This window comes from Streptomyces longispororuber (assembly GCF_014656095.1).
GTDB lineage: Bacteria > Actinomycetota > Actinomycetes > Streptomycetales > Streptomycetaceae > Streptomyces > Streptomyces longispororuber.
Map to the genome: position 1 here is coordinate 15,358 of NZ_BNBT01000086.1, position 20,804 is coordinate 36,161.

General features: G+C 73.6%; 15 protein-coding genes and 2 pseudogenes. 7 read left to right on the plus strand and 10 right to left on the minus strand.

Annotated features, from left to right (window positions below):
- Window positions 1-137: 137 nt before the first annotated feature.
- A complete protein-coding gene (locus IE330_RS23920; protein WP_190138160.1) occupies window positions 138-3,224 on the minus strand; it encodes an NACHT domain-containing protein in 3,087 nt (1,028 codons plus the stop codon).
- 374 nt (window positions 3,225-3,598) lie between these two features.
- Between IE330_RS23920 and IE330_RS23925 the strand changes: the two genes are divergently transcribed.
- The gene (locus IE330_RS23925) at window positions 3,599-4,153 is read left to right on the plus strand and encodes a M23 family metallopeptidase (RefSeq protein ID WP_190138161.1); all 555 of its coding nucleotides are present in this window, start codon (window positions 3,599-3,601) and stop codon (window positions 4,151-4,153) included.
- Window positions 4,154-4,229: 76 nt separating this feature from the next.
- Here the strand turns inward: IE330_RS23925 and IE330_RS23930 are convergent, their stop codons facing one another.
- A complete protein-coding gene (locus IE330_RS23930; RefSeq protein ID WP_190138162.1) occupies window positions 4,230-4,811 on the minus strand; it encodes a TetR/AcrR family transcriptional regulator in 582 nt (193 codons plus the stop codon).
- 369 nt (window positions 4,812-5,180) lie between these two features.
- Between IE330_RS23930 and IE330_RS23935 the strand changes: the two genes are divergently transcribed.
- Both IE330_RS23935 and IE330_RS23940 read left to right on the plus strand, forming a co-directional pair.
- A complete protein-coding gene (locus IE330_RS23935; RefSeq protein WP_373314717.1) occupies window positions 5,181-6,764 on the plus strand; it encodes an MDR family MFS transporter in 1,584 nt (527 codons plus the stop codon).
- A gap of 290 nt (window positions 6,765-7,054) precedes the next feature.
- Window positions 7,055-7,498, plus strand: coding sequence for a VOC family protein (locus tag IE330_RS23940; protein ID WP_190138164.1), 444 nt, complete (start codon window positions 7,055-7,057; stop codon window positions 7,496-7,498).
- Window positions 7,499-7,553: 55 nt separating this feature from the next.
- Here IE330_RS23940 and cseC read toward each other — a convergent pair whose 3' ends face one another.
- From cseC to IE330_RS23965, 5 genes are all read right to left on the minus strand, one after another.
- Window positions 7,554-9,050: a two-component system sensor histidine kinase CseC gene (cseC, locus tag IE330_RS23945; RefSeq protein ID WP_373314715.1), complete on the minus strand. Its 1,497-nt coding sequence runs from the start codon at window positions 9,048-9,050 to the stop codon at window positions 7,554-7,556.
- Window positions 9,051-9,239: 189 nt separating this feature from the next.
- A complete protein-coding gene (gene cseB / locus IE330_RS23950; RefSeq protein WP_190138165.1) occupies window positions 9,240-9,953 on the minus strand; it encodes a two-component system response regulator CseB in 714 nt (237 codons plus the stop codon).
- A gap of 64 nt (window positions 9,954-10,017) precedes the next feature.
- Window positions 10,018-10,704 carry a hypothetical protein gene (locus IE330_RS23955; protein ID WP_373314716.1) on the minus strand — a complete coding sequence of 229 codons (687 nt, stop codon included), beginning with the start codon at window positions 10,702-10,704 and terminating at the stop codon, window positions 10,018-10,020.
- A complete protein-coding gene (locus tag IE330_RS23960; RefSeq protein WP_190138167.1) occupies window positions 10,692-11,231 on the minus strand; it encodes a SigE family RNA polymerase sigma factor in 540 nt (179 codons plus the stop codon). The genes IE330_RS23955 and IE330_RS23960 overlap by 13 nt, the downstream gene beginning before the upstream one ends.
- Window positions 11,232-11,569: 338 nt before the next feature.
- Window positions 11,570-12,472, minus strand: coding sequence for an iron-sulfur binding domain-containing protein (locus IE330_RS23965; RefSeq protein WP_190138168.1), 903 nt, complete (start codon window positions 12,470-12,472; stop codon window positions 11,570-11,572).
- 286 nt (window positions 12,473-12,758) lie between these two features.
- Here IE330_RS23965 and IE330_RS23970 point away from each other — a divergent pair, with 286 nt between their 5' ends.
- On the plus strand, window positions 12,759-14,447 hold the full coding sequence (locus IE330_RS23970; RefSeq protein ID WP_190138169.1) for a sensor histidine kinase: 1,689 nt from the start codon (window positions 12,759-12,761) through the stop codon (window positions 14,445-14,447).
- Window positions 14,448-14,485: 38 nt separating this feature from the next.
- Complete coding sequence (locus IE330_RS23975; protein WP_229925877.1) at window positions 14,486-15,139, plus strand: response regulator; 654 nt, start codon at window positions 14,486-14,488, stop codon at window positions 15,137-15,139.
- A 537-nt stretch (window positions 15,140-15,676) separates the two neighbouring features.
- Here the strand turns inward: IE330_RS23975 and IE330_RS23980 are convergent.
- Window positions 15,677-16,306: pseudogene (locus tag IE330_RS23980) on the minus strand (phosphatase PAP2 family protein); the annotation flags it as partial.
- A gap of 226 nt (window positions 16,307-16,532) precedes the next feature.
- Between IE330_RS23980 and IE330_RS23985 the strand changes: the two are divergent.
- Complete coding sequence (locus IE330_RS23985; protein WP_190138170.1) at window positions 16,533-17,360, plus strand: hypothetical protein; 828 nt, start codon at window positions 16,533-16,535, stop codon at window positions 17,358-17,360.
- Window positions 17,361-17,531: 171 nt separating this feature from the next.
- On the opposite strand, the gene disA is transcribed toward IE330_RS23985, so the two are convergent.
- The gene (gene disA, locus IE330_RS23990; RefSeq protein WP_190138171.1) at window positions 17,532-18,656 is read right to left on the minus strand and encodes a DNA integrity scanning diadenylate cyclase DisA; all 1,125 of its coding nucleotides are present in this window, start codon (window positions 18,654-18,656) and stop codon (window positions 17,532-17,534) included.
- Between the two features lie 89 nt (window positions 18,657-18,745).
- Window positions 18,746-20,155, minus strand: coding sequence for a DNA repair protein RadA (gene radA, locus IE330_RS23995; RefSeq protein ID WP_190138172.1), 1,410 nt, complete (start codon window positions 20,153-20,155; stop codon window positions 18,746-18,748).
- A gap of 259 nt (window positions 20,156-20,414) precedes the next feature.
- Here radA and IE330_RS24000 point away from each other — a divergent pair.
- Window positions 20,415-20,804: pseudogene (locus tag IE330_RS24000) on the plus strand (hypothetical protein); the annotation flags it as partial.

Sequence of the window (20,804 nt, forward strand, 5' to 3'; positions counted from 1 at the left end):
AGGCTCGCGCAGGCGCCGCGTGGCGGGGGCGGGAATTCTGCGGGGTCATCCGAACGTGTGCGGGGGGTTTGGGAGTTCGGGGGTGGAGTGGGTGACGGGCTCGCCGGTGACCTCGCTGGACGGTGGTACCCGCGGCGTCAGGGCGACACCGTCACGTGGATGCGGTCGGGCAGGGCCTCCTGTCCGCGCACGCGGCGGGCGGACACCTCCAGACGTATGAGTGTGGGGTGAGAGGCCAGCGCCGAGACGTCGACCTCCTCCGCGTCGCTCATGACGAGGAGGGCGGTGAGCGCGGGGAAGAGAACCGGGATGAGGTGGCTCGTCGACTCGAAGCGGTCCGGGCAGTGCAGGATGAGGATGCGGACGGTCGGCAGACTCAGGTCGGGAGGGGCGTTCGTGAGGCCGGTCGTGGGCAGGGTGAGCCCGGTCAGGTGGGGCAGCCGGGCCAGTGTGTGCCAGTGGGCGGGTGACGCGGGGTACTCGCTGCGCAGACAGGTGACCGTCTCCAGGCTCTGCCAGCGGTCCAGACGGCCCAGGTCCGGTACTTGGCCGTGGAGGCTGCCGAGCGTGAATCTGCGCAAGGGTGCCTCGGCGGGGAACAGGGACAGTGTCCAGGGTTCTTCGTCGGCGTCGACGTGCAGTTCGGTCAGTGAGCCCAGGGCCGCGCACGCCTCGGGGCTGAGGTGCCCGGGTGGAACGGCGAGGCGCAGGACGGTCGGCTCACAGGCCGTGATCAGGGCCGACGCCGCCTCTGCCGAGACCCCGTCCCGGATGTCCAGAGCCTTCGGGTGCAGGCCCAGACGGTCCAGTTCGGCGATCTGCTCGTCAGTATGGAGCGTGAAGTGGGTCTCCCCGTCATCGAGGTGGACGATGATCCGCTCCGCGTACTGGCGGCAGTCGAAGCGGTGCCACCCCCACATGAGCTGACTGCGTACGGGAAGATGCGGCTGGTCCGCGAAACGGGCGAGGAACGGAATCGCCGCGTCCGACGCGACATGCGTCCCCGCGACGACGACGAGGCGCGCCTCGTCCTCCGTCAGCCCCTCCGGCCCCGGCAGCAGCTCCAGCACCATGGCCCCCACCGCCCCCAGCTCCTTGGCGGCTTCGACCGAAGCGGGCGGGATCAGCGCCGCCGTCCGCCGCTCCACCTCCTGCCGTACGGCAGGGTCCAGCTCCGCCGCGTGCTCCAGGCACGCCGCGGCCAGCAGGTGGGCCCGCGCCCGGCCCCGCTGGTCCGGGTGCCGGTCCCCACAGGCCAGCAACTCCCGCAGGAGTTCGGCGCGTTCCCGGGGGCGGGCCTGGGCGACGGCCATGCGGACGACGTCCTCCCACTGGTCGTCGGCCCCGTGCCCGGCCAGGACGCCGAAGTCGCCCTCGTCGACCGCCGCGCGGGCGCCCAGGAAGTCCTGGAAGGTGCGGTGCACGAACTCCACCGTGCCCGCGGCGGGTTCGCGCAGCAGGCCGCTGCGGTGCAGGAAGTGGGCGTAGACGGCGGACGCGTCCCCGAGCACCGCCAGCTCCGGCACCGCCGGCAGCGCGTCGGCGATTAGCGCCTCGGCCCGGGAGCGGTCCATCATCGTGCGCCCGTTGCGGATCAGCCAGTACGCGAGCCGCTGCAGGACCTGGAGCTGGGGCTCCTCCCGTATCTCGGGCATCCCCATGTGCCGCTCGCGGTCCCGGCGCAGGAGCAGCATCGACAGGGCGGCTGTGTACAGGTCCTTGCGGCCCAGTGGCAGGAAGCCGCGGCGGTCGCGGTGCAGGGCGCAGACCAGGCCGCACATCAGGGGGTTGGTGGCCAGGCGGCCGAGGTCGGGCTTGGCCCGGACGGCCTCCGCGAGCTGCGTCTCGTACGCCGCCAGCTCCGCGTCCTCCTCCGGGACGCCGGTCCTCGCGGCCGCGTGCCAGCGGCCGATGAACGCCGCGACCTCCGGCCCGCTCATCGGCGCGAGCGTCAGCTCGGTGAAGTCCTCGTCCGCGAGCCAGTCCTCGCGTACGGCCGAGGGGCGGGACGTCACCAGCCAGCGGTTGCCGGGGAAGGCGTCCATCAGGTCCGCCAGCCACGCGCGCGTGCGGGCGCGCTCCGCGTCCGGGACCTCGTCGATGCCGTCGACCAGGAGCAGCGCCCGGCCCGCGCCGAGGACGCGCGCCTCCCAGCCGTCGGGTTGCGCCCCCGCCAGGGGGCAGCCGACGGCGGCCAGGAAGTCCTTGGGCACGGGCAGGCGTCCGCCGTGGCGGGTGAGGGTGCGCAGCGGCAGGACGTAGGGGACGCGGTCGTGGAGGTAGGCCATCCGGTCGGCGCCGTCCCGGGCCCGGGCGTCCTGGCGGGCGGCGGAGACCGCGAGCCACTGGACGAGGGTCGTCTTGCCGGAGCCCGCCTCGCCGCGCAGCAGGACGCGGTCGTGGGTGGCCAGGGCCTGGTCGGCGGGGCGGGGCACCGCGTCGAGGTGGGCCTCGAACACGGGGTGCCAGTCCTCGCCCACGCGGACGTCCCCCAGGTGCTGGGTGCGGCCCGTCGCGAGCAGGCTCATGTACGCCGCGTCCAGCGGCCACTTCCCGGGGGAGTTGGCCAGGTCGATGCCGAAGATCGTCAGCTTGCCGTGCTTCTTGGCGATGTACTCCAGGTACCGCTGTTCGAAAACGGCGTCCTCCGCGCCGGGAAGGGGGTCCCTTCTGATCAGCTCGTCAACTTTGGCTACCAGTTCCGCCTGGCGGCGGCTCTGCCGTACCAGGGTGTGGGCCACGAACGTCGACCGCTGGCTGAAGAAGTTCAGGACGTGCAGACAGGTGGCGGTGAGCAGGCGCTCGTAGAAGTACGTCGCATCCGCCGACAGGTCGCGGGCCGGGTCCCCCGAGGCCGCCGTGGCCGCCCTGCGCAGATGGACCGCTAGCTCCTCGTGGCCCAGCTCCACGGCCTCCACGTCGGTGAGCGTGATGTCCCCCAGGGCGTGCAGGGTGCCGGTCAGGGCGCGCACCACCGCCTGCTCCTCGTCGGCGGGCACCGGGCGCTCGCCCGCGCGCACGGCCTGGCGGACCAGCTCGGCGGCCAGCTTCTCCAGGTCGCGGCGCGTGAGCTCGCGGCGCTCCCCCGTGAAGGACACCAGGGAGTCGATCCGCACGGGCCCGTCCACCAGGGCGGCGCCCGGCCCGGGACGGGCGAACAGCTTCCTGACCAGAGGGGTGACGGCTCCGGACGCGAGACGGATGCCGAGGGCCGCGGGTTCCATGCGCGCGAGCGTAGCGCCGGTCACATCCGGGCGGTGGTGGATCTTCGCCACCGGTGACATGGGGCACAGGGCATACGTCACATACGACGCGGCTTAGTGGTGGCCCACGGGTCGCCGGTCCACGTCATACGCCGTGATCGACGTCTCCGGGCTACGGCCACTCCTAGTAGAGGCGGGGTTTGAGCGGGAGGCGGGGCGACGGTTACCAAGGGATGGCCGTCCGGCGCGCATCCCCCCCCCCGCGTGCCGGACGGCGTTGCGGATGTCGGTCTCGTACGTCCGCGGATTCCGTCTCGTACGTCCCCCCAAGGTGTGGCCTCGTCCCCGTGCGGCCGCACCCCAGGCACTCCTGTGCCGCCGCCCCGGAGGTCCCCATGTCGCAGCGCTCGAAGTCCCCCCGTCCCGGCCCCGCCCGCCGTCTGCGCGCGGCTGTCGTCGCCGCAGGCGTCGGCGCGGTGACGGTCCTCGGCGCCGGTGCCGCGAGCGCCGCCGTCCAGGCCCCGGCCGCTCCGACCTGGCAGGACCCGGTCGACAAGTACCGCCTCTCGGCGAGCTTCGGCCTCGGCGGCAACCGCTGGGCCCACAAGCACTCCGGCCAGGACTTCGCCGTCCCGAGCGGCACGGTCGTCAAGGCCGCGCACGCCGGTACCGTCGTCAAGGCCGGCCCGAACGGCGCCGGCGACGGCCCCGCCTACGGCAACGCCGTCGTGGTCAAGCACGCCAACGGCCTGTACTCGCAGTACGCCCACCTCTCGCGCGTGGAGGTGCGCGTCGGCCAGGCGGTCGGCAGCGGCCAGCGCATCGCCCTGTCCGGCAACACGGGCAACTCCAGCGGCCCGCACCTGCACTTCGAGATCCGTACGACCCCGAACTACGGCTCGGCCGTCGACCCGGTCGCCTTCCTGCGCAAGCACGGCGTCCGCGTCTGACCCGCCCCACCCCCTGAGCAGGGCGCCCGCGTACCGATCCCCTCCGCGTGCGCCCTGACTCACGCACCGTGGCGCGTCACATGCCGTGGTGCGCCTGAGTCACCAGATCGATGGCGACCTCGAGGATGGCCTTCCGCTTCTCCTCGGGGTCGCCTTCGGCGTCCTTGAGCACGAACATCCCGCCGTGCATGGTGAACAGCGCGCTGAAGCAGCGCACCTGCGCGGTCATCGGCGTCGCCGGATCGTCGTCCTTGAGGATGTCCAGGAGCGCGAACATGCGGTCCTTGAAGCTCTCGCCGGTCTTCAGGTCGCGCATCGTCGCCTGGTTCTCCTGCATGAAGCGGAACAGGGGTGCGGCGCCGACGAGGATCTCGCTGTAGCGGGTCAGGATCTCCCGCTTCGTGTCGAGCGTGCGGGGCTGCTCCCTGCCCCAGACGATCAGCTCGTCGATGGGGCGGGTGAGGTCCTCGAAGATGCTGGTGAGGATGTCTTCCTTGGTCTTGAAGTGGTAGTAGAGCGCCGCTTTCGTGACCTCCAGGCGCTCCGCGATCTCCCGCAGCGACGTCTTCTCGTACCCCTGCTCGGCGAAGAGTTCGAGCGCCACGTCCTGAATGCGCTGGCGGGTGTTCCCCCGGCGCTGCTGCTTCCCTGTGCCCATGGGGCGATCCTCGCACTCCTCGGCCGCCCGGCGGGGACCAGCCCTTTGCCATCCCTTGGGGTGCGGCCGCCGACCGGGCGACAAACTTACTTGACGCCCGGCTAGTTAACCGTCTACCTTCCCTCAGTGTAGTCAGCTTGCCGGGCGGCAAGTAAGTAGCTCGGCGAGCAGGCCGGGGCACGACGTCGGGAAGTGGGGACCATGGCACGGACGGCCGGGGCGCGAGGCGTGGCGAAACCTGATCAGGACGCACGGGACACACAGGACACACCGGACGCGCGGGGCGCGCGGGGCGCGCGGGAGTCACAGGCGACGCGGACGGAAGGCGGGCCGCCGCAGCGCAGCGTCCGGGTCGTGATCTTCGCGCTGATGGTCGCGATCCTCCTCGCGATGCTCGACAACATGATCGTCAGCCCCGCGATGCCGACGATCGTCGGCGACCTCGGCGGCATGGAGCACCTGTCGTGGGTCGTCACCGCGTACATGCTCGCGACCGCCGCCTCCACCCCGATCTGGGGCAAGCTCGGTGACCTGTACGGACGCAAGGGCGCCTTCCTCGCGTCGATCGTGATCTTCCTGCTCGGGTCCGCGCTCAGCGGGATGGCCCAGGACATGGGGCAGCTCATCGGCTTCCGGGCGGTCCAGGGCCTCGGCGCGGGCGGCCTGATGGTCGGCGTCATGGCGATCGTCGGCGAACTGGTGCCGCCCCGTGAGCGCGGCAAGTACATGGGCATGATGACCGGCGTCATGGCGGTCGCGATGATCGGCGGCCCGCTCGTCGGCGGCACCCTCACCGACCACCTCGGCTGGCGCTGGGCCTTCTACATCAACCTGCCGCTCGGCGTCGTGGCCCTGTTCATGGTGAGTGCCGTCCTGCACCTGCCGAAGAAGCAGGCCACGGGCCGCATCGACTACCTGGGTGCCGCGCTCCTGACCGTCGGCATCACCTCCTTCGTGCTCGTGACCACCTGGGGCGGCACCGAGTACGCCTGGGGATCGGCCGTCATCATGGAGCTCATCGGGCTCGGCGCGGCCGCGCTCGTCGGCTTCTACTTCGTCCAGAAGCGGGCGGCCGAGCCGATCCTGCCGCTGCGCGTCTTCCACAGCCGCAACTTCACGCTGATGTCGGTGATCGGCTTCCTCACCGGGTTCGTGATGTTCGGCGCGATGCTCTTCCTGCCGCTCTACCAGCAGGCGGTGCAGGGCGCCTCGGCCACCAACTCCGGGCTGCTGCTGATGCCGATGCTGCTCGCCATGATGGCCGTCTCGATGGTCGCGGGCCGCGTCACCACGGCCACCGGCAGGTACAAGGTGTTCCCCGTCGTCGGCAGCGTCCTGATCGGCGTGGGGCTGCTGCTCCTCGCGCAGATGGACACCGGGACCTCGCGGTTCACCTCCGGCGTCTACATGGCCGTGCTCGGCGCGGGCCTGGGCTGCCTGATGCAGATCACCATGCTCGTCGCGCAGAACAGCGTCGAGATGAAGGACATGGGCGTCGCCTCCTCCTCGGCCACGCTGTTCCGCACGCTCGGCTCGTCCTTCGGCGTCGCCGTGATGGGCGCGCTGTTCAACAGCCGGGTGCAGGACGAGATGGCCGAGCGCGCCGGTGGAGCGGGCGGCGCGGTCACCGAGAAGTCCGCCCAGCTCGACGCCGCGAGCCTCGCCAAGCTGCCGGAGGCGGCCCGCGAGGCGTACCAGCACGCGGTGACGGCCGGTACGCACGCGGCTTTCCTGCTCGGCGCCGTGGTGGTCGTGGGCGCGCTGGCCGCGGCGCTCTTCGTGAAGGAGACCCCGCTGCGGGGCGCCGCGCCCACGGACGGCAAGACGGACGGGCAGGCGGACGGCAAGACGGACGGGCAGGCGGCTGAGAAGTCGGCCGAGAAGCCGGCCGGGGGCGCGGACGGGGACCCCGCGCGCGGGGAGCGGCGCGAGACGGTGGCAGAGGCCGTCTGACCCGCCGACCCCGACCCGGCCCGTACGGCCCCCGGCACCGAGGCGTGAGCTTCGGGGCCGGGGGCCGTCGCCGTGGTGCCGGGGGTGGCGGAGGCGGCGGGGTCGGCGGGCGACCGGGCCCGAAACCGCGGGGACAGCGGGCCCGGGAAGCCGCGGTGACAGCGGGCCCGACCCTCCGCGAGGGGCCGTTGTCAGTGGCGCGTGCCAGCATCGGAGGTGTGGGGACACCACGGCGGCCGGGCGGGCACGGCGGCCGCCGGGCCACGGGACACTCTCACCGGGAGCACGCCATGATCAAGGGACTCGCCATCGCCACCGTCTGGGTCCTGGACCAGGACCGGGCCAAGGAGTTCTACACCGAGAAGCTCGGCATGGAGGTCCGTACGGACATGACGCTGGGCGAGGGCGGCATGCGCTTCCTCACCGTCGGCGCCAAGGACCAGCCCGAGGTCATGCTGGCCCTGATGGTGCCGGGTGACGCGGGCACGGACGCCGAGTCGGCCGAGGCGATACGCGGACTCGTCGGCAGGGGCGCGCTGGGCGCGGCCCTGCACACGGACGACGTGCACGGGGACTACGAGCGGCTGAAGGCCCGCGGCGTCGAGTTCCTCCAAGAGCCGCAGGAGCGCCCGTACGGCACGGAGGCGATCTTCCGGGACGACTCAGGGAACTGGTTCTCGCTCACCCAGCAGCGGGAGGGCGAGCTCGACCTGGGCAAGGACTGGGGCTGCTGACCCGGGCGCCGGAGCCCCGCGCAACAGCCGCAGGCCTCGCGCGGCGGCCCATGGCTCAGGGGTGGTCGGGCAACTGGAGCATCGGGTAGCTCCCGGTGTTCGTCGGCGCGTGCTCCGGCAGCCACAGCACCGCCACCGCGCCCTCGGCGGGCACCTCCGCGGACGCGCCCGGCGGGCGGACGTTGCGGAAGGTGAGGCGCGCGCCGAGCACCCGCGCCTGGCCCGCCGCGATGGTCAGGCCGAGGCCGTGGCCGCGCCCCGCCCGGTCCGCGGAGCCGGTGCGGAAGCGGCTCGGGCCCTCGACGAGCAGCGCCTCGGGGAAGCCCGGGCCGTGGTCGCGCACCCGTACCACGCGGCCCTCGACGCTGACCTCGATGGGCGGCTTGCCGTGCTTGGCGGCGTTGGTGACGAGGTTGTGGAGGATGCGCTCCAGGCGGCGCGGGTCGGTGGTGACCTCCGACTCGTGCACGACCGTCACGGAGACCTCGGCGCTCAGCGTCGCCATGCGCCGGGTCACGAACTCGCCGAGCATGATGTCCTGCAGCTCGGCGCGCTCCGACGCGGAGTCGAGCCGGGCCACCTCCAGGACGTCCTCGACGAGCGTGCGCATCGCCTGCGCGCGGTCCTTGACCAGCTCGGTGGGGCGCCCCGGCGGCAGCAGCTCGGCCGCCGTGAGCAGCCCGGTCACGGGGGTGCGCAGCTCGTGCGCGATGTCGGCGGTCACCCGGCGCTCGGCCTCCAGGCGCTGCTTGAGCGCGTCCGCCATGGCGTCCACCGCCTGCGCCAGGTCGTCGGTCTCGTCCCGTACGACGCCGCCGATCGCCTCCCGCACGGACACGTCGGTCTGGCCCTGGGCGACCTCGCCCGCGGCCGTCGCGGCCTTGCGCAGGCGGCGCGCCATCTGGCCGCCGATGAGCACGCCGATCGCGCAGCCGCCGAAGACGACCGAGATGGAGCCGATGACCAGGGCCTGGTCGAGGTCCTTCATGATCGCGGTGGAGCGGTCGTTGAAGCGGGTGTGCACCGACAGGACGTGCCCGTTGCTGAGCGGCACGGCGGCCCAGATGTCGGGGACGCCGGAGTCGTGCTCCTGGACGTAGGTGGCGCGGCGCCCGCTGAGGACCTTGCGGCGCAGTTCCTCCGGCAGCCGCGGGTCGTCGACCTTGGCGCCGTAGATGGTGCTGGTGGTGGTGCCGCGCGACGCCTCGAAGTTGCGCTGCGCGATCTGTACGCGCTCGTCCTGGAGGTCGCGGGCGTTGTCGAGCATGGACACGTTCGCGGCGTTGTGCACGACGAGGCTGAGCGCGATCGCGACGAGCGCGCCGACGAGCCCGATCGCGGCGGCGATCTTCCACCGCACGCCGGTGCGCAGCCGGGGGCCGACCGACCTGAGGAACCGCTCGCGCACACCGCCCCCGCGACCGCCGCCCCCGCGACCGCCGCCCCCGCCCGGGCCACCGCGGCCGACGTAGGCACCGCGCCCGCCGGGACCACCGGAGCGATCCCGTCCACGCGCCCCACGCAGCCCACGCAGCCCACTCAGCGCACGCATCCCACGCAGCCGACTCAGCCGCGCCCACCGGCCCGGACCACCGGACCCGTACGCGGACCCGGATCCGGACCCGTCACGGTCGCCGGACCGCGCCGTCGCGCTCATCTCCGCCCCCTGTACCCCCCGCACCGCCGCGGCAGCGGCCTGCGGTGCCCCCGCAGGCAGCCCTTCGTGTCGCATGCGGTGAGCTCACGCCTTGAGCTTGTAGCCGAAGCCGCGGACCGTCTCGATGCGGTCCTGGCCGACCTTCGTCCGCAGCCGCTGCACGTGCACGTCGACGACGCGCGTGTCACCGCCCCAGCCGTAGTCCCAGACGCGCTCCAGGAGCTTGTCGCGGGACAGGACCGTACCGGGGGCGGCGGAGAACTCCAGGAGCAGGCGCATCTCGGTCGGCGTCAGGGCGACGGGCCGCCCGCCGCGGCGCACCTCCATGCCCTCGGTGTCGATCTCCAGGTCGCCGAAGGTCAGCACGCCCCCGTCGGCGCCGCGCTGCTCCTGGGCGGCGGGCGCGGCCGTGCCGGAACCGCTGGCGTGCCCGAAGCGGCGCAGGACCGCGCGGATCCGGGCGACCAGGACGGCGCCGTCGAACGGCTTGGTCACGTAGTCGTCGGCGCCGGCCTCCAGGCCGAGCACGACGTCGATCGAGTCGGCCCGCGCCGACAGCATGATGACCGGGACCGTGGACTCCTCGCGGATGCGGCGGCACAGCGAGACGCCGTCCATGCCCGGCACCATCACGTCGAGCAGCGCGATGTCCGGCCGGTCGGCCCGGAACGCCTCCAGGCCCGCGATGCCGTCGGGCATGGCGGTGACCACGAAGCCGTCCCGCTCCAGGGCGAGCTGCGTGGCTTCGCGGATGACGTCGTCGTCCTCGACGAACAGGACATGGGTGTGTTCTGCCATCGGGTGCTCTCAGTTCCGGGGTCTCGGGGTGGGCGGGTCTGCGGCGCGTCCGCGCGGTCGGGGCTCAGCTCGGGCTGGGGCCCGCGCTGTGGCCGCCCACCGCGCTGCTGTAGTTGTTGCGGACGCGGCCCCGCTCCTTGAAGCGGTCCGACGTCCACCGGTACGTGATGACGTCCTCGCCGGTGGGCTCCGCCTCCGGGCTGTTCTCGCCGTACAACTGCTTGCTGACGACCAGGTCGCCGCGGTCTATCTCGGCGTAGACGGGAGGCTGCTCGTCGGCGAAGACATTCTCGTACGTCTTCCCGTCCGGGCGGTACACATAGCTGCCGATGCCGACCGCGTCGCCACAGGTCAGCACGTTCACCACCACGTCGGACGAGGACGCTCCGGTCAGATTGCCGTACGAGACGTCCACCGGGTACTCGTCCTCGACGCACGGCTTCAGATCGCGCTTCACGGCCAGGCTGACCTTCGGGTCGTCCTTGACCAGGCGCACCGCGTCGACGTTCTTGGGCGCGGGCGACGGGGCCGCCGACGGCGACGCCGAGGCGACGGCACCGGCGCGCGCCGGGCCCTCGTCCCGCGTGCCGGAGCCGCCCGCGGAGCAGCCCGTACCCACGAGCAAAAGGCCGAGGGCGGCGAGCACGGCCACCGCCGTACTCCCCGCCTTCCGCCGCGAAGTCGCTGTTCTGTCTCGTCCCGGCCGACCGGCTCGGCCGGTTCGGCGGGCCCGGGCACTCAGGCCGCGCAACGCTCCCGCTCCTCACGTTCGAACACGCGCGCATCCAGGTCGCGGCTCTCCAGCTCCTGGCGGAGCCGGGCCAGCGCCCGGTGCAGCGTGCTCTTGACCGTGCCGGCCGACATGCCGAGCGCGGCGGCCGTCTCCTCGGTGGACATCTGCTCCCAGTGTCGCAGCACGACCACGCTGCGCTGCTTGGGGGCCAGCACCTTCATGATGTCCATCAGCAGGGCCCGGTCGGCGTGCTGCTCGGTGGAGTCGTCCACGCAGGCGTCCGGGAGCTGCTCGGTCGGCACCTCTTCGAGCTTGCGGGCGCGCCACCACTCGGTCCGCGTGTTGATCATGACGCGGCGCAGGTAGGCGTCCGCGAGCCGCTTGTCGGCTATGCCGTCCCAGCGGCCGTACGTCCGCACGAGCGCCGTCTGCAGCAGGTCCTGCGCGTCCACGGGGTCCGGGACGAGCCGACGGGCGCTGCGCAGCAGGGCGTCCTGCCGTGTGCGGACGTACTCTTCGAACTCGAGCACCTCGCCGTGCGCCATACCCAACCGCCTCCGTTCCCGTTCGTCCCCGGTTCACCGCTGACCGCGATCTCTTGCTTGTGCGGTACAGACATGAAGGTACGGAGGCGTTGTCACGGCGCTGTGCGGAGCAGCCAGCGGCGGACGCACGGCTGTACGTCGGTTGTGTAACAGAAGTAGGCCAGGCGTAAAACGGCAGGTCAGTGTGGGTGGGGTTGCCCGTTTTGTCGGGCCGGGAGATGTTGCGGAGCCCCTGGGCCCGGCGGGTTCCCGATACGTCCCCGGTACGGACGCCGGGGCCCGAGGGGATTCCCCGGACCCCGGTCGAGGGCCCGGGCCCGCCGCGCGCGGGCCCGGGCTCAGGTCAACGGCAGCCGGTACGAACCGTCGGGCAGCGGCTCCACCAGGCCGTCGGCGACGAGCCCGTCCAGCGCGCGGGCCCGCTGCACCGGTTCGTCCCACACCCGGTCGAGGGCGGCCTGCGGCACCGGGTGCACGGCCTCACGGAGCACCGCGAGCAGCTTGCCGCGCACCTGCCGGTCCGTACCGGCGTACGTCTGTCCACGGCGCGCCGGACCGTCGTGCGCGGGCTTGCCCGCGGCCAGCCAGGCGCAGTGCTCGGCGATCGGGCAGCGCCCGCAGTCCTCGTTCCTGGCCGTGCACACCAGCGCGCCCAGCTCCATGGACGCGGCCGCCCAGCGCGCGGCGGTCGCCTCGTCCTCGGGCAGCAGCGCGCGGGCCAGCTTGCGCTCGGCGGCCGTGGTGGCGTTCGGCGGGTACTGCACGCCGGTCACCGCCCGCGCGAACACCCGCCGTACGTTCGTGTCGAGCACGGCGTGCCGCTGTCCGTACGCGAACGACGCCACGGCCGCGGCCGTGTACTCGCCGATGCCCGGCAGCGCGAGGAGCTGCGCGTGCTGCGTCGGTACGTCGCCGCCGTGCCGCTCCGTTATGGCGACGGCCGCGCCGTGCAGGCGCAGCGCGCGCCGCGGGTAGCCGAGCCGGCCCCAGGCGCGCACGGCCTCGCCGGGCGCCTCCTTGGCCAGGTCGGCCGGGCGGGGCCAGCGGCTGATCCACTGCTCGTACACGGGCAGGACCCGGCTGACGGGCGTCTGCTGCAGCATGAACTCGCTGACCATGACCCCCCAGGGCCCGGCGTCCGGGCGGCGCCAGGGCAGGTCACGCGCGTGTGCCTCGAACCAGGCGATGACGGGGGAGTGGAGACGGCTGACGGCGGGGTCGGCGGCGAGTGCGGTGGGCATGCCCACGATCCTGCCACGCCCGGGGTTTTCGGTCGGGGTGCCTTACCGGGGTGCTGGGTTTCTCACCCGCCCGCCCGCCCGTATCTCCTTGCTTCGGCTGCCCGGCCCCGGCGCGGGGCGCTGCGGGTTTGTTCTTGGCTGTCCGTCAGAACCTCTCCCACCCGCCCACCCGTTCCTGCGTGGCTTTGCCTGTGCTGCCCTGGCACGTGGCGCCGCGGGCCGGACCCGGACCCTGTCGATCGGCAGGTCCGAGGGGCCGGGCGGGGGCAGTAGCGTCGGTGGGGTGATGCGCCGACGCTCTCAGGACGCCCTGCTGTGGCTGGTGCTTGCCGTGCCCGCGGCCACGGCCGACGCGATCGGGCTGAACGAGCCGCGCACCGCCTGGCAGCAGCTCGCGGGCCTGGCCGCCCTCGCGGTCGCCGCCGCGGTCTGGCGGCGCCGCCCCGCCCTGGCGTTCCTCCTCGCGGCCGCCCCCGGCGAGGCCACCGCCCCCTCGCTGTTCACGGCCTCGTACGGGATGGCCCTCGCGGCCTTCGCGTTCCTGCTGGGCAAGCAGGGGCCGCGGCTCAGGCCCGCGCTGCTCGCGTTCGCCGCGGTCGCCGCCGCGGGCACCGTGAAGATCGCCGTCCGGGACGTCGACCCGGTCGTGGAGTGGCTGGTCCTGACGGCCACGCTGCTGTTCGGCGCGGTCTTCCCGTGGCTCGGCGGCCGCTACTGGCGGCAGAGCCGCGCCCTGACCGCGGCGGCCCTCGCCCGCGCCGACCAGCTCGAACGCGAACAGCGGATCGTCGCCGACCGGGCCCGGCTGCGCGAACGGGCCCGCATCGCCCAGGACATGCACGACTCGCTCGGCCACGACCTGAGCCTCATCGCGGTGCGCGCGGGCGCCCTGCAACTTGCCGCCGACCTGCCCGAACACCACCGGGCCGCGGCCGGTGACCTGCGCGCGGCCGCCGCCGACGCCACCGACCGGCTGCGCGCGGTCATCGGCGTCCTGCGCGACGAGGGCGACGAACCCGCGCCGCTCGCCCCGCCCGGCGAGACGGTGGCGCAACTGGTCGCGCGGGCCGCCGAATCAGGCCTCGACGTGCGGTACACCGCCACCGGCACCGGCGCGCCGGAGCCCACGGAACGCCTCGCCCACCGCGTCGTCCAGGAAGCCCTCACCAACGCGGCCAAGTACGCGCCCGGCGCCCCCGTGACCGTCGCCACGGCCCACGACGGCACCCGTACGACGATCACGGTCACCAACGGCCCGGCCCCCGGCACCGCCGCGCCCACCGGCGGCGGCTCCGGACTCGCGGACCTCCGCACCCGGCTGACGGCCCTGGGCGGCACGCTGGAGGCGGGCCCGCACGACAGCGGCCCGCACGACAGCGGTCCGTACGGCAGCGGTCCGTACGGCGGTGTCCCGTACGGCAGCGTCCGTCCCGGCACCGGCCCGGGCAGCGGGGGCTTCCGCGTCCGCGCGAGCATCCCGGCGGACGTGACCGCCCCGGCGGCGCCCGTAGACGTGGACACGGCCGCGGCCCGGCCCGCCGCCCCGGCCCCGCCGCCCTCCGGGCACCTCGCCCACGCCCGCCGCCGTACCGTCCTCGCGTTCGGGGCCGCCGCCGCGACCGGTGCCGTGCTGATCGCCGGGGCCTTCGGCTGGTACGCGTACACCGAGGCGCACTCCGTCCTGGAGCCCGCCGGCTTCGCGGCGCTGCGCGTGGGCGCCCCGCAGGCCGAGGCCGAGGCCCTGCTGCCGGAGCGGAGCGTGGCCGACCCGCCCGTGGACCGGGCGCCGACGCCGCCGCCCGCCGGCGCGACCTGCCGCTACTACCGCTCCAGCGGCCGGCTCTTCACCTCATCCACCCACTACAGGGTCTGCTTCGAGAACGGAAAGCTCGTGGACAAGACAGTGATCCCCAAGGCCGGTACGGACCGCGACGGCCGCGACGGCCGCGACGACCAGGTGGCGGGGCAGCGGTGAGCGGCGCGATCCGTGTGCTGCTCGCCGACGACGAGGCGATGATCCGCGCCGGGGTCCGGGCCATCCTCGGCGCGGGCGACGGCATCGAGGTCGTCGCCGAGGCGGCCGACGGCCGCGAGGCGGTCGACCTGGCCCGGGCCCACCACCCCGACGTGGCGCTCCTGGACATCCGCATGCCCCGCCTCGACGGGCTCGCCGCGGGCGAGGAGATCGTCCGGACGCTGCCGGGCACGGCGGTCGCGATGCTGACGACGTTCTCCGAGGACGCGTACGTCGCCCGCGCGCTCGGCGGCGGCGCCACCGGCTTCCTGCTGAAGTCCGGCGACCCGCACGAACTCATCGCGGGCGTACGGGCGGTGGCGGGCGGCGCCGCGTTCCTGTCGCCGAAGGTGGCCCGGCACGTCATCGACGGACTCGGCGCGCGGCGCATCGGCCGCGAGGCGGCCGCCCGCACCCGGGTGTCCGCCCTGACCCCGCGCGAGCGCGAAGTCCTCGGCCTGGTCGGCGCGGGCCTGTCCAACCCGGAGATCGCGGCGCGGCTGCACCTCGTGGAGGGCACGGTCAAGGCGTACGTGAGCGCGGTCCTCGACCGGCTCGGGGTCAAGAACCGCGTCCAGGCGGCGATCGTCGCGTACGAGGCCGGGCTCGTCACGGACGACGAGGCGCGGCCGGCCCCGGGCGCCGCGCGCTGAACCGCCGCGTCAGGGGCGGTGCGTGGGCGGCTGCGCGTGGTCGCCGTACTCGTCGCGGTGCGGCTGCGCGGCGTAGTGCCCCGCGCGCGGGTCCGCGTACGACTGCCCCTGCTGGGCCTGGTCTCCCTGGCCTCCCTGGTACGCCTGGCGCGGCGGGTACTGCTGGTGTCCCTGGTGTTCCCGGTATCCCTGGTATCCCTGGGCGCCTTGGTCTCCCTGGTATGCCGGGTTCTCCTCGTACTGGTTCCCCTGGTTCCCCTGGTTCCCCTGGTGGTGCTGGTTCCCCTGGTTTCCGTACGCCTGGCCCGTGTACGGCTGCCCCGCGGGCGCTGCGGCGCCGTACGACTGGTGGGGATAGCCGTAGCCCCCGTGCTCGTGCGCCCCGTGCTCGTGCGCCCCGTGCTCGTGCGCCCCGTGCGCGTACGCGTCGCCGTACGCCGTGCTGCCGTACGGGGCCTGCGTACCGCCCTGGTAAGCGGGGGCCGCGGCGGGCGCCGCGTACGAGGCCCGCGGTGCGTACGGCGCGGGGTCCTGCCGCGGGGCGCGCGGTGCCGGGGTGGCGGGGCCCGGGCCCGCGAACCACGTGACGAGCGCCGTGCGCGACCCCCGCATCGCCTCTGTGACGCGCATCACGGGGCGTGTGGCGAGCCGCACCGCCAGGAACGCGACGAGCGCGCCGAGCACCAGGCCGACCGCCACGTCGTGCGGGTAGTGCACGCCCACGAACACCCGGGAGAAGGCCATCAGCACCGCCATCGGCAGGGTGAAGGCGGCGATGCGGGGCCAGGCGAGCGCGAGGCCGACGGCGGCGGCGCCCGCGATCGTCGAGTGGTTGCTGGGGAAGGACCAGTCGCCGTGCGGCGGGCACTCGACGAGCGGCGTCAGCGCGCCCTTCACGGCCCGGCACGGCCGCTCCTCGTCGATCACGGACTTCACCGTCTCGCTGATCACGTACGCGAGGGCGGTGCCCAGGGGCGCGAGGACCGCCACCGCGAACGCGCGCGCGTCACCGCTCCGGGTCCGCCACCAGGCGACGACGAACAGTGCGCCGAAGAGCAGCAGGCCGAGTTCCGTCCACACCTCGGCGAGGTGCTGCACCCAGCCCGGGGTGTCGTGGGCGAACTCGGTGATGTCGCGGTAAAGCCCGGAGGAATCCATGGTGTCCATGATTACGGACGGTACGGAGTGATCTCGAATCGTCACATCCAGCGATGGACCGATAACGCACCTGACGAAAGACAGGGATCGGGCGGGGAATCGGGGCCCGGCGGGGGCGCGGAAGCGGCAACTGGCCGGTGCGGCAAGGCGGAACCGTGATGATGATCCGCAAAAGTTGTGACCCTGGGCGGCGGGTGGGGCCGGAGAACGCGCGGTTCTCTCGTAAGGTTTGGGCGTGGGATCTCTGCGCAATCCGGTCGGGCCGCTTCCCTCCTCCATCTACTGGCGTCGGAGGGCCGCTCTGCTGTCCGTCGTCGGGCTCCTGTTGCTCCTGGTCGTCTGGGCGCTCGCCTCGGGCGGGGGCGGCGGGGACAACGGCGCCGACGGGCCGTCGGGCAACGGACCCGCGACGTCCATCACGCCCGGACCCTCCGGTTCGGGCCCCGCGATCAGTGAACACCCGGGCGGCCGGGACGAGTCGGACGGCGCCGACGGGTCGGGCGGTTCGGGCTCCGGCGGGTCCGACGGCGCGGGCGGATCCGGAGGCTCCGGCGGCTCCGGAGACTCCGACGGTTCCGGAGGCGATGGTTCCGGTTCCGGTGGCGACGCGAAGGGCGGCGGTGGCTCCGGCTACCGGCTGCCCGCGGGGTCGACGATGGCCAACTGCACCTCCGGCGCGGTGAAGTTGAAGCTGCGCAGCGCCCGGAACGCGTACGACGTCGGGGAGAAGCCCAAGCTGGAGCTGATCGCCGTGAACAGCGGCGGCAAGGCCTGCAAGGTCGATCTCGGCGCCGAGGGAACGGTGTTGACGATCACGCAGTCCGACTCGGGCAAGGAGATCTGGTCCTCCGAGGACTGCCCCGCCGCAGTCGGCACCAGCCTGCTCTTCCGGGTCCCCGGGGGCAGCCAGGTCTCCCACGTCGTCGAGTGGGACCGCAAGCCCAGCGCCCCGCAGTGCGCGACGCCCCCGGCCGGGGCGGCGAAGCCGGACACCTACCTGGTCGAGGCCACGTCCGAAGCCCTCGGCACGGCCCGTACGTCCTTCATCCTCCGCGCGGACTGAGGGGCTCGGGCGAGGGCCCTCCCATGAGCGCCCTCCCGCGGCGAAGGCTCTCCCGTTCCGGGCGGGCGGTGGAACCCGCGCCGCACGGCAGCGGACAGACCCCACCGGCAGGCTCCACCGGCAGGTCCCACCCCGCCGGGGCCCGGCCGGGGAGGCCGCTTCCGCCGGAGGCTAGACGTACCGCTCCAGGATCGAGGACTCCGCGAGCCGCGAGAGCCCCTCGCGGACGCTCCGCGCCCGCGCCTCGCCGACGCCGTCCACCGTCTGGAGGTCGTCGACGCTCGCGGCGAGCAGCTTCTGCAGCCCGCCGAAGTGCTCCACCAGTCGCTCGATGATGGCCCCGGGCAGCCGCGGCACCTTCGCGAGCAGGCGGAAGCCGCGCGGGGACACGGCGGAGTCGAGCGTCTCGGGGGAGCCGGTGTAGCCCAACGCCTTGGCCACCGTGGACAGTTCGAGCAGCTCGGCGTGGGACAGGGAGTCCAGCTCGGCGAGCGCCTCGTCGACGGTGCGCGAGCGCTTGGCGGTGGGCTCGGGCACGTAGTCCCGTACGACCAGCTCCCGCTCGGGCTCGACGCCCGCGATCAACTCGTCGAGCTGGAGGGCGAGGAGGCGCCCGTCGGTGCCCAGCTCCACCACGTACTCGGCGATCTCCGTGGCGATGCGGCGCACCATCTCCAGGCGCTGCGCGACCGCGGTGACGTCCCGCACGGTCACCAGGTCCTCGATCTCCAGGGCGGAGAGCGTGCCCGCGACCTCGTCCAGGCGCAGCTTGTAGCGCTCCAGGGTGGCGAGGGCCTGGTTGGCACGTGACAGGATCGCCGCGGAGTCCTCCAGGACGCGCCGCTGGCCGTCCACGTAGAGGGCGATCAGCCGCATCGACTGGGACACGGACACGACGGGGAAGCCGACCTGCTTGCTGACGCGGTCCGCCGTGCGGTGCCGCGTGCCCGTCTCCTCCGTGGGGATCGTGGGGTCCGGCACGAGCTGCACGCCCGCCCGCAGGATCTTCGACAGGTCCGACGACAGCACGATGCCGCCGTCGAGCTTGCACAGCTCGCGCAGACGCGTCGCCGTGAACTCCACGTCCAGGACGAAGCCGCCCGTGCACATCGACTCGACGGTCTTGTCGGAGCCGAGGACGATCAGACCGCCGGTGTTGCCCCGGAGGATGCGCTCCAGGCCGTCCCGCAGGCCGGTGCCCGGCGCGACCGCGCTCAGCGAGGCACGCATCAAGCCGTCGGCACCGGAGCCGCCACCGGGCTTACCGGGAACCGCTGCCCGGTCGTTGGCTGCCACTGCACTCCTCCGGTCGCAGGTTGTCCGAGGCTCGGCCGACCCTCTCCCGTACGCCTGACTCGTACGGATGGGCGAGACCTGGGCAAAGTCTACCGGCGGTCCTCGTCCTCCCGTGGGGCCTCTCGGCGACGCGATCTCGGAAGGACACGCAGCGCGTCACCCATGTCGGCGACTTCGATGACCTTCATACCGGGCGGCACCTTCCCCGGGTCGGCCGGCACGAGCGCGTGCGTGAAGCCCAGGCGGTGCGCCTCGGCCAGTCTGCGCTGCACCCCGGTGACCCGTCTGACCTCGCCCGCGAGGCCCACCTCGCCGATCGCGACCAGGTTCTTCGGCAGCGGGGTGTCGCTGGCGGCGGAGGCCAGCGCGAGCGCCACGGCCAGGTCCGCGGCCGGCTCGGACAGCTTCACCCCGCCCACGGTGGCGCTGTAGATGTCGCGCTTGCCGAGCGCGCTGATCCGGCCCCGCTGCTCCAGGACCGCCAGCATCATCGAGACGCGGGACGTCTCCAGACCCGAGGTGGTGCGGCGCGGGGAGGGGATCTGGGAGTCCACGGTGAGCGCCTGGACCTCGGCGACCAGCGGGCGGCGGCCCTCCAGGGTCACCGTCAGGCAGGTGCCCGGCACCGGTTCCGCGCGCCGGGTGAGGAACAGGCCGCTGGGGTCGGCGAGACCGACGATGCCCTCGTCGTGCAGCTCGAAGCAGCCGACCTCGTCCGTCGCCCCGTACCGGTTCTTGACGCCGCGCACCAGGCGCAGGCGCGCGTGCCGGTCGCCCTCGAAGTGCAGCACCACGTCCACCAGGTGCTCCAGGAGGCGCGGGCCCGCGATCGCGCCGTCCTTGGTGACGTGCCCGACCAGGAGCGTGGACATGCCGCGCTCCTTGGAGGCGCGGATCAGGGCCCCGGCGACCTCCCGGACCTGCGCCATGCCGCCGGGGGCACCGTCGATCTCCGGGGACGCGACCGTCTGCACCGAGTCCATGACCAGCAGCGACGGCTTCACCGCGTCCAAGTGGCCGAGGACCGCGGCCAGGTCCGTCTCCGCCGCCAGGTACAGGTGGTCGGAGAGCGCGCCGATGCGGTCGGCGCGCAGCCGGACCTGGCTCGCCGACTCCTCGCCCGTCACATAGAGCGTGCGGTGGTCGTCCGAGGACGCCTTCGCCGCGACGTCGAGCAGCAGCGTGGACTTGCCGACGCCCGGCTCGCCCGCCAGGAGCACCACGGCACCGGGCACCAGGCCGCCGCCGAGGACGCGGTCGAGCTCGGGCACGCCGGTGGAGCGGGCGGTGGCCTGGCGGCCGTCGACCTGGCCGATGGGCAGCGCGGAGGTGGTGACGCGGCCGGGGGTGGTGGTGCGCACCGCGGGCGCGCCGTACTCCTCGACCGTGCCCCAGGCCTGGCACTCGGGGCAGCGGCCGAGCCATTTGGCCGTCTGCCAGCCGCATTCGGTGCAGCGGTAGGACGGACGGTCCTTGGCGGTTTTCGTACGGGCAGCCATGGACCGAACCGTAGCGGCCGCCACTGACAACGCCTTCTCCGAGCCTGGTCGGCCGGTCGGCCGGCCTCCGCCCGGAGTCCGCCGGGCCCCGCCGGCACGCGCCACCCCGCCGCCAGGGGCACACTCCGGCGCGGCACCGGTCGAACGGACAACGGAAACGTGGCCTCCTGTCCCCTTTCGAGGGATCTGTTCACCCGTAAGGATTAAATGCGCTCAAGGGGGAGGAGGACCGCTGCATCATGCGCCTAACTTCGCACGGGTGATGAGCAGCAGTCCGGAGATCCCCACGTACACCACCGGCGCGCATCGGATGTATGCGGGCGCCCGCAGCCGTGTGGTGCCGCGCACGGTCCCGCAGGCGCCCCCGGCGCGCTACGAACCGTTCCTGGACGGCCTGTTCACGTACTGCCTGTCCGTCCTGTGCGACCACGACGCCGCCACCACCGCGCTCGGCGACGTCCTCGCCCTCGCCGAGCGCCGCGGCCCCCGCCCGGACGGCGACACGCGCGCGTGGCTGTACGCACTCGCCCGCTGGGTGTGCCTGCGCGCGCTCGCCGAGGCCCGCAGGAGCGGCCGCCAGGGCGCCCACGCCGCCGGGCCCGGGGCAGGCAGGACGCCGCCCGCGGCCCCGCCCGCGCCGCCCGCGGCG

Bases quoted from the DNA above. Each gene is read 5' to 3' on its own strand.
- IE330_RS23920 (WP_190138160.1), bottom strand. From the start codon at position 3,224: ATGGAACCCGCGGCCCTCGGCATCCGTCTCGCGTCCGGAGCCGTCACC.
- IE330_RS23925 (WP_190138161.1), top strand. From the start codon at position 3,599: ATGTCGCAGCGCTCGAAGTCCCCCCGTCCCGGCCCCGCCCGCCGTCTG.
- IE330_RS23930 (WP_190138162.1), bottom strand. From the start codon at position 4,811: ATGGGCACAGGGAAGCAGCAGCGCCGGGGGAACACCCGCCAGCGCATT.
- IE330_RS23935 (WP_373314717.1), top strand. From the start codon at position 5,181: ATGGTCGCGATCCTCCTCGCGATGCTCGACAACATGATCGTCAGCCCC.
- IE330_RS23940 (WP_190138164.1), top strand. From the start codon at position 7,055: ATGATCAAGGGACTCGCCATCGCCACCGTCTGGGTCCTGGACCAGGAC.
- cseC (WP_373314715.1), bottom strand. From the start codon at position 9,050: ATGCGTGCGCTGAGTGGGCTGCGTGGGCTGCGTGGGGCGCGTGGACGG.
- cseB (WP_190138165.1), bottom strand. From the start codon at position 9,953: ATGGCAGAACACACCCATGTCCTGTTCGTCGAGGACGACGACGTCATC.
- IE330_RS23960 (WP_190138167.1), bottom strand. From the start codon at position 11,231: ATGGCGCACGGCGAGGTGCTCGAGTTCGAAGAGTACGTCCGCACACGG.
- IE330_RS23965 (WP_190138168.1), bottom strand. From the start codon at position 12,472: ATGCCCACCGCACTCGCCGCCGACCCCGCCGTCAGCCGTCTCCACTCC.
- IE330_RS23970 (WP_190138169.1), top strand. From the start codon at position 12,759: ATGCGCCGACGCTCTCAGGACGCCCTGCTGTGGCTGGTGCTTGCCGTG.
- IE330_RS23975 (WP_229925877.1), top strand. From the start codon at position 14,486: ATGATCCGCGCCGGGGTCCGGGCCATCCTCGGCGCGGGCGACGGCATC.
- radA (WP_190138172.1), bottom strand. From the start codon at position 20,155: ATGGCTGCCCGTACGAAAACCGCCAAGGACCGTCCGTCCTACCGCTGC.